The 7624-nt window shown below is 70.8% G+C and carries 6 protein-coding genes and 1 pseudogene; all 7 read right to left on the bottom strand.

Going from position 1 to position 7624, the window contains the following annotated elements; all coding sequences use genetic code 11:
• Positions 1-45 precede the first annotated feature (45 nt).
• On the bottom strand, positions 46-1761 hold the full coding sequence (locus tag BIU91_RS13450) for a CTP synthase (protein WP_071405864.1): 1716 nt from the start codon (positions 1759-1761) through the stop codon (positions 46-48).
• 126 nt (positions 1762-1887) lie between these two features.
• The gene (gene recN / locus BIU91_RS13445) at positions 1888-3582 is read right to left on the bottom strand and encodes a DNA repair protein RecN (protein WP_071405863.1); all 1695 of its coding nucleotides are present in this window, start codon (positions 3580-3582) and stop codon (positions 1888-1890) included.
• Positions 3583-3618: 36 nt separating this feature from the next.
• Complete coding sequence (locus BIU91_RS13440; RefSeq protein WP_071245131.1) at positions 3619-4542, bottom strand: NAD kinase; 924 nt, start codon at positions 4540-4542, stop codon at positions 3619-3621.
• Positions 4539-5372 carry a TlyA family RNA methyltransferase gene (locus BIU91_RS13435; RefSeq protein ID WP_084741268.1) on the bottom strand — a complete coding sequence of 278 codons (834 nt, stop codon included), beginning with the start codon at positions 5370-5372 and terminating at the stop codon, positions 4539-4541. Before BIU91_RS13435 ends, BIU91_RS13440 begins: the two co-directional genes overlap by 4 nt.
• The gene (locus tag BIU91_RS18975) at positions 5365-5532 is read right to left on the bottom strand and encodes a hypothetical protein (RefSeq protein WP_171907839.1); all 168 of its coding nucleotides are present in this window, start codon (positions 5530-5532) and stop codon (positions 5365-5367) included. The genes BIU91_RS13435 and BIU91_RS18975 overlap by 8 nt, the downstream gene beginning before the upstream one ends.
• Before the next feature lie 10 nt (positions 5533-5542).
• Entirely contained in the window at positions 5543-6532 is a 990-nt protein-coding gene (locus tag BIU91_RS13430) for an HAD-IIA family hydrolase (RefSeq protein ID WP_071405861.1), read from the bottom strand.
• Between the two features lie 13 nt (positions 6533-6545).
• Positions 6546-7624: pseudogene (locus tag BIU91_RS13425) on the bottom strand (hypothetical protein); the annotation flags it as partial.

Raw genomic sequence — 7624 nt, 5'->3', positions numbered from 1 at the left:
GCCAGCTGGCACCGCGCCTCCCGTCCGATCGTGGTGACCCGGCGCTTACGCGACCTGCTCCTCGGTCTGCGGGTCGAACAGGCTGGACGCCTCGTGGCGCTCGATGGCGGCCGCGACGAGCCCCGCGAACAGCGGGTGCGCATCGGTCGGACGCGAGCGGAGCTCCGGGTGCGCCTGGGTGGCGATGTAGAACGGGTGCACGTCGCGCGGGAGCTCGACGTACTCCACCAGCGTGCCGTCGGGCGACGTGCCCGAGAAGACGAGGCCGGCGTCCGCGATCTGCTCGCGGTACTTGTTGTTCACCTCGTAGCGGTGACGGTGCCGCTCGGAGGCCTCCGGCGCTCCGTACAGCTCCGCCGCCAGCGAGCCTTCGGTGAACGACGCCGGGTACAGGCCCAGGCGCATCGTGCCGCCCAGGTCGCCGCCGGCGATGATCTCGACCTGCTCCGCCATCGTCGCGATGACCGGGGTCGAGGTCTCCGGGTCGAACTCGGTGCTCGACGCGTCGGTCAGACCGACCTCGTGGCGGGCGTACTCGATGACCATGCACTGCAGACCGAGGCACAGGCCGAGCGTCGGGATGCCCTGCTCACGCGCGAACTTGAGCGCGCCGAGCTTGCCCTCGATGCCGCGCACGCCGAACCCACCGGGGATGCAGATGCCGTCGACGTCGCCGAGCTGCTTCGCCGCACCCTCGGGCGTGGTGCAGTCGTCGGACACGACCCACTTCAGCGTCACCTTGGCGTCGTGCGCGAAGCCGCCGGCACGGAGCGCCTCGGTGACGGACAGGTAGGCGTCCGGCAGGTCGATGTACTTGCCGACCAGGGCGATCGTGACGGCCTTCTTCGGCTCGTGCACGGCCTTCAGCACCGGGGTCCACGCGGTCCAGTCGACCGGACCGGCGTCGAGCTTGAGCGCCTCGACGATGACCTGGTCGAGGCCCTGGTTGTTCAGCAGCGTCGGCAGGTCGTAGATCGAGGGGACGTCGACGGCATTCACCACGGCGTCCTCGTCGACGTCGCACATCAGCGCGATCTTGCGCTTGTTCGACTCCGACACCGGACGGTCCGACCGCAGCACGAGCGCGTCGGGCTGGATGCCGATCGACCGGAGCGCGGCGACGGAGTGCTGCGTGGGCTTGGTCTTCTGCTCACCCGAAGCGTTCATGAACGGCACCAGCGAGACGTGCACGAAGAACACGTTGTTGCGGCCGAGCTCGTGGCGCACCTGACGGGCGGACTCGATGAACGGCTGCGACTCGATGTCGCCGACGGTGCCACCGACCTCGGTGATGATGACGTCGGGCTGCGGGTCGTTCTGCGCCTGCTCGCGCATCCGGCGCTTGATCTCGTCGGTGATGTGCGGGATGACCTGCACCGTGTCGCCGAGGTACTCGCCGCGACGCTCCTTGGCGATCACCGTCGAGTACACCTGACCGGTCGTGACGTTCGCGGCCTGCGACAGGTTGATGTCGAGGAAACGCTCGTAGTGCCCGATGTCGAGGTCCGTCTCCGCACCGTCGTCGGTCACGAAGACCTCGCCGTGCTGGAACGGGTTCATGGTGCCCGGGTCCACGTTGAGGTACGGGTCGAGCTTCTGCATGACGACCTTGAGGCCGCGAGCCGTGAGCAGGTTGCCGAGGCTGGCCGCCGTCAGGCCCTTGCCGAGAGACGAGACGACCCCGCCGGTCACGAAGATCTGCTTCGTCACCTTCGGGGTCGAGTTCGAAGAATTGGTACCGCCGCTGAGAGTGTCCGCCACGGGATTCCATCGTACGTCAGAACTGCCGGGAGGCGCGACCTCGGTTCGCCGTGGGCGTTGCGCGGGTGGGTGGTTGGGTCCTCGGGCCGTGGCCGGGTCGGCAAGCGGCACCCGCCTGCTTGGTCGTCAGGCTCGCTGGCCGGCCACGTCGAGCAGCTCGCGGGCGTGCTCGATGCCGCTGGCGCTGTCACCGAGTCCGGAGAGCAGCCGTGCCATCTCCTGCAGCCGGTCCTCGCCCTCGAGCCGGCGCACGCTCGACGACGTGACGGCACCGCTGGCGTCCTTCACGACGTTGAGGTGGTTGTTCGCGAAGGCCGCGACCTGGGCCAGGTGCGTGACGACGATGACCTGCGTGCGCTCGGCGAGCTTCGCCAGCCGTCGGCCGATCTCGATCGCCGCCGCCCCGCCGACACCGGCGTCGACCTCGTCGAAGACGAACGTCGGCACCGTGGTGCTGCCGGCCATGACGACCTCGATCGCGAGCATCACGCGCGACAGCTCACCGCCGGACGCCCCCTTGCCGATCGGCCGGGGGTCGGTGCCGGAGTGCGGCTGGAGCAGGATCGTGACCTGGTCACGGCCGTGCCGGCGGTACTCGCCGGCGTCGGTGACCTCGACCACCAGGGTCGCGCCACCCATCGCGAGGGTCTTCAGCTCAGCGGTCACGCGCTTCGCCAGGTCGGTGGCCGCCTTGGTGCGCGCCGTCGTGAGCGCGGCGGCGGCGGACTCGAGCGCCTGCTCGTCCTGCTCGACCGACTGCTGCAACGCCGCGATCCGGTCGTCGTCGCCGTCGAGCTCGAGCAGCCGGTCGCTCGCGCGCTGTCCGTAGGCGATGACGTCGTCCACCGTCTCGCCGTACTTGCGGGTGAGGCCGGCCAGCAGGGCACGGCGTTCGTTGATGAGTTCGAGATCGTGCCCGGCCTCGGGTTCGAGGGAGCCGAGGTAGCTCGAGATGCTCGCCGAGGCCTCGGCCGCCTGGATCCCGAGCTCCGTGAGCTGCTCGAGCACCGGCTGCAGGGCACTGTCCGACGACGCGACGCGCTCCACGGCACGGCGTGCGGACTCGACCAGGCCGACGACGTCGGAGACGCCGTCGAGGGACTCGCTGGACAACGCCTCGTGCGCCAGGGCAGCGGACAACCGGAGCTCCTCGAGGTTGCCCAACCGTTCGGCGCGTTCGGCCAGCTCGACGTCCTCGCCGGGCTGCGGGTCGGCGGCATCGATCTCGTCGGAGGCCGCGCGGATCCGCTCGGCCTCGGCCACCCGGTCGTCCCGGTCGCGGACCAGGACCTCGAGGTCACCGGCGTGCTGCTGCCAGGCGTCGTACGCGGCGACGTACCGAGCGAGGGCCTTCTCGAGCGAGGTTCCCCCGAACCCGTCGAGGGCAGCCCGCTGCGCCGTTGCCGAGGTCAGGCGGATCTGGTCCGACTGCCCGTGCACGGTGACGAGCTGGTCGGCGAGCTCGCCGAGCACCGCCACGGGCGCACTGCGACCGCCCACCGTGGCACGGCTGCGCCCCTCGGCGGAGACCGTGCGGGTGAGGATGAGTTCGCCGTCCTCGACGGTGCCGCCGGCGTCCTCGACACGTTCGGCGACGGCGTCCTGCTCGGGGACGTGCCAGCGGCCTTCGACGACGGCGCTCGACGCACCGCGGCGCACCGAACCGGCGTCGGCCCGCGCACCGAGCAGCAGCCCGAGCGCGGTGACGATCATCGTCTTGCCCGCACCGGTCTCTCCGGTGACGACGGTGAAGCCCGGCCCGAGTTCGAGCGTGGTCTCACCGATGACACCGAGGTCGCGGATCGCGATCTCCTCGATCATCGGGTGTTCTCCCTGCTCATCGGGTGTTCTCCGGGCTCATCGGTCGTCCTCGTCGCTCTGGGGGCCGCGCCACCCGGCGACGGGCAGCTGGAACTTCGCGACCAGGCGGTCGGTGAACGGAGCGTCCTTGAGGCGGGCGACACGCACCGGGTCGGGCGAACGCCGGACCTCGACACGGGCGCCCGGGGGCAGGTCGTGGGTCCGTCGGCCGTCGCACCACAGGACACCGACGCCGCTCGTGCGCCGCAGGACCTCGATCGCGAGCGTGCAGTCCGGCCCGACGACGATCGGACGGGCGAACAGGGCGTGGGCGCTCAGCGGCACCATGAGCAGCGCGTCGACGTCCGGCCACACGATGGGGCCACCGCCGGAGAACGAGTACGCCGTGGAGCCGGTCGGGGTCGACACGACCACGCCGTCGCAGCCGAACGACGACAGTGGGCGGCCGTCGACCTCGGTGACGACCTCGAGCATCCGCTCCCGCGAGGCCTTCTCGATCGTGGCCTCGTTCAGCGCCCAGCTCGAGTAGACGATCTGGTTGCCCACGACCACGTCGACCTGCAGGGTGACGCGTTCCTCGACGTTGTACTCACCGGACAGCGCGCGCTCGACCGTCTCGGACAGGCCGTCACGCTCGCTCTCGGCCAGGAACCCGACGTGCCCGAGGTTCACCCCGATCAGCGGAGCGCCGGTGTTCCGCACGAGTTCCGCCGCGCGGAGGATCGTGCCGTCGCCACCGAGCACGATGACGATCTCGAGCTGGTTCGGCTGGACGTCGACGCCGAGGATGTCGACCTTGCCGACCGACGCCTCGGCACGACGGATGTCGGCGTACTCGTCGAAGGGCATGACGGGCGTGAGACCGGCCGCGTGCAGGAGGTCGCAGACCTCGACCGCAGCGTCGATCGAGTCGCGGCGACCCGTGTGGGACACGAGCAGGATGTGCCGTTCGTCACTCATGAAGACCCTTCCGTGAGTTCGGTCGCCCGGACTCTCCATTCTGTCGGATTGCCCCCGACACCGCGCTGGAAGCGGGCCAGGTACTCGTGGTTGCCGTGTGTCCCGACGATCGGGGACGCGGCGAGCCCACTGGTGCCGAGGCCCAGGTCCCACGCCGCCCACAGCACGTTCATGAGCGCGTCGTTCCGGAGCCCGGCGTCGTGCACGATGCCCTCGCGGACACCGCCACGTCCCACTTCGAACTGGGGCTTCACCAGGAGCACGAACTCGTCCGCGGGGACGGCTTCGGCCAGCGCCGGCAGCACGAGTCGGAGCGAGATGAAAGACAGGTCCCCCACCACCAGGCTCGTCTCGCCGGCGGCACCGTCGAGCGCCAGGTAGTCGGCGCGCGTGAGGTTCCGCGCGTTCGTCCCCTCGACCACGGCGACGCGTTCATCGAGCGCGATGGTGGGGTGCAGCTGTCCGTGCCCCACGTCGAGCGCGATGACACGGCGCGCGCCGCGTGCGAGCAGCACCTGGGTGAACCCGCCGGTGCTCGCGCCCACGTCGAGCACGACCCGGTCGGCGGGGTCGACGTCGAACGCGTCGAGTGCGCCGACGAGCTTCCGGGCCGCACGCGAGACCCACTCGTCCGCGGCGTCGACTTCGATGTCCGCGTCGGACGCGATCGGCGTCGACGGCTTCAGGACAGCACGGCCACCCACGAGCACCCGGCCGTCCTGGATCAGCTTGCTGGCGACGGTGCGCGACCGTGCGAGCCCGCGTGCGGCGAGGAGGGCGTCGAGGCGGACCGGGGTCGCGTCGTGCACGGCTCCGTCCGGCTCAGGCACTCGCGGAGCCGCCGCTCTCGAGCCGCGTCCGCAGCTCGTCGTGCAGGGCGGAGAAGGCGTCGGCGCGCCCGGCGAGCGGCAGGGCCTCGGCCTCGGCGGTGCGCGCGGCGAAGGCGTCCTGCTGCTCGGGTTCGGCGGACGGCTGCTCGGGGTTCGGCACGTCCGACACGCTACTCGCCGCCGTACAGCTGCGGGTCCACGTCGAGGCCGTAGATGGCCAACCCGGACTCCCAGATGAGCGCCGAGCCGGCACGGAGCCGATCGATGTCCGTCCCGGCGTCGAGCACCCGGACGACGTGCCCGCGCATCGCCACCGTCGCAGTACCGACGGTCACGTACCGGGTGCCGTCCTCGTCCTCGCGCCGCACCGTCTCCGGGTACGGCTGGGACAGCCCTCGGAGGTCTTCGAGCACGTAGGTGGGACGCGAGCGCTGGTCGGCCGCGAGCACCTGCTTCGCCTTGTCGATGCCGGTGAGCACGAGCACGCTCGGGATCCCGACGTCGTTCGCACCCTTGATGTCGGTGTCCAACCGGTCCCCGATGAACAGGGTCCGACCGCCGCCGAAGCGCTCGACCGCCGTGTCGAAGATCGGCCGCTCGGGCTTGCCTGCGACGACGGGCATCCGGCCGACCGCCTGGTGCACGGCGGACACGAGCGTGCCGTTGCCGGGCGCGATGCCCCGCTCGACCGGGATCGACCAGTCCATGTTCGTGGCCACCCACGGCACGTCCGGGTCGGCCAGGGCGAAGGAGGCCTCGGCCAGTTCCTTCCAACCGAGGTCCGGTGAGAAGCCCTGGATGACCGCGGCCGGGGAGTCCTCGGCACTCGAGGTGACGGTGAACCCGGCTTCCTCGACGATGCTGGACAGCCCGAGCCCGCCGGTGACCAGGACGGTCGCTCCGGCCGGCACCAGGGTCGCGAGCAGCTGGACGCCGGCCTGTGACGAGGTGACGACGTCGCCCTCGGACACCTCGAGCCCGTAGCGCTCGAGGTGCTCGGCGACGTCGATCGGCCGGCGCGATGCGTTGTTCGTGATGTAGCCCACCCGCGCCGTGAGCGATGCCCGGGTCAGGGCTTCGACCGCGTGCGGGATGGCGTTGCGGCCCCGGTAGACGACGCCGTCGAGGTCGGTGAGGACCACGTCGACGCCGTCGGTCAAGGCCGCCGAGTGCTCATCCGGCTGCGGAGCCGTCGACGTCGCGGGGGTTGTCGTCGTCGATCTCGCCGGGCTCGTCGGCTGCGGAGGTGTCGTCGTCGAGGTCGTCGAGGGCGGGTTCGTCATCGAGGTCGTCGGCGGATTCGTCGTCGCCGTCGAGTTCGTCGGTCGCGACGTCGTCGGCTCCGAGGTCATCGGCGTCGTCGTCTCCAGCGCCTCCGTGTTCTTCGACTTCGAGCGTTTCCTCGACCACATCAACTGTCTCCCAAGCGTTGTCGTCCGCGATTTCGGCGAGGGCCGCTGCCGCGCGGTCCACACGGGCCCACCACTCGTCGGCCTCGTCCTGTCGACCGAGCTCCTCGAGCGTGGCCGCGTAAGCACTGTAGAGCGCCGGGGACCACGTGTAGGCGGTGGATGGGTCGAGCTGTGGAATCTCCAGCTCGCCGAGGGCGGCTGTGGGATTCCCGAGGTCGAGACGAGCGCCGGACATGGCGATCGCGAGCTCGACCTGCACCGGGGTCTCGAGGGCCGAGCGCTCGACCGAACGACCGAGCTCGAGTGCCCGCTCCGGACGGCCCAGGCCACGCTCGCAGTCCACCATCATCGGGAGCTGGTCGTTGCGACCGGAGATCCGACGGTAGGTGCGGAGCTCCCGAAGCGCGGTGGCGAAGTCGCCGAGGCGGTACGCGGTGATCGCGGCCGTCTCGCGGACGACACCGACACGACCGGCACGACGAGCAGCGCTCAGGGCGTGCTGGTTCGCCGTCTCAGGGTCGTCGTCGACGAAGAGCGCTGCAGCCACGAGGTGACGCGCAACCCAGTCGGCGTTGTCCTTGCTGAGGGTCTTCAACTCCATCCGGGCCGCAGGGTCCAGGTCGCGCGCCTGGATCTCCTCGGGGATCTCCGGGTCGTCGTGGCGTGGACGGATCGACTTCGTGCCGTAGGGGTCCCGGTCCTCCCAGTCGTCGCGCGCGGCCTCACCGAAACGGGCGCCGGCGTGACGGCTGCCGTCACCGAAACGACGACGGTCCTCACCGCCGTCGCGAGCCGGGCGGTCCGACGAACCACCGCGGAACGGACGGTCGGACGAACCAC

Origin of the sequence: Curtobacterium sp. MMLR14_002, assembly GCF_001864975.1 — a bacterium.
In the GTDB taxonomy this organism is placed as follows: Bacteria; Actinomycetota; Actinomycetes; order Actinomycetales; family Microbacteriaceae; genus Curtobacterium; species Curtobacterium flaccumfaciens.
The sequence above is the reverse complement of the archived record's forward strand: the minus strand, read 5'-3'. Positions and strand labels throughout refer to the sequence as shown.